Source organism: Tsukamurella sputi (assembly GCF_007858445.1).
Classification (GTDB): Bacteria; Actinomycetota; Actinomycetes; order Mycobacteriales; family Mycobacteriaceae; genus Tsukamurella; species Tsukamurella sputi.
Genome location: NZ_VIGV01000168.1, coordinates 1 through 552, shown reverse-complemented (window position 1 = coordinate 552; position 552 = coordinate 1). Strand labels below are relative to the sequence as shown.

At 72.6% G+C, this 552-nt stretch carries 2 protein-coding genes; both read right to left on the bottom strand.

Features of this window, described 5'->3' with window-relative positions; all coding sequences use genetic code 11:
* A partial coding sequence (locus FK268_RS23660; RefSeq protein WP_269434257.1) for a SulP family inorganic anion transporter occupies window positions 1-339 on the bottom strand: 339 nt, incomplete at its 3' end.
* A 68-nt stretch (window positions 340-407) separates the two neighbouring features.
* Window positions 408-552: ATP-binding protein (locus FK268_RS23655; RefSeq protein ID WP_146437894.1), on the bottom strand; the 145-nt coding region annotated here is incomplete at its 5' end.

The following is a 552-nucleotide window of genomic DNA, read 5'->3' as shown; positions in this document are numbered from 1 at the left end:
CGGGGAGATCGCCAGCGCCGCACGGGCGATCCGGCTCAGCCCCAGACCGATCTGCACCAGGCCGGCGGCGACGGTGATCGCGGTGGTGACCTTCCAGCCGAAGGTCGCGATGAGCTCCGCCACCACCACCGTGAGGCCGGCGGCCGGTCCGCTCACGAGCAGCGGAGAGCCGCCCAGGAGGCCGCCCACGATGCCGCCGATCACGCCCGCGATGAGGCCCGCCATGAGCGGGGCGCCCGAGGCCAGCGCGATCCCGAGGGACAGCGGCAGCGCGACGAGGAAGACGACGATCGACGACGGCCCGTCGAAACGCGCGATGTCTCTGAGTTTCTCCTGCATGGGCACCACTGTGGCGGCGTGGTGTGGCCGCTCCGCCGCGGCGTCGTGAAGGTTCCGTGAAGGTGCGATCAGGGCGCGGGGAGTGTGAAGGCGAAGACGGCGCCGCGGCCCGGTCCGTCGGATTCGACCCACATGTGCCCGTCGTGCGCGGTCACGATGGCGCGACTGATGGTGAGCCCCACCCCGCTGCCGCCGTGGTCGCGATCGCGCGCG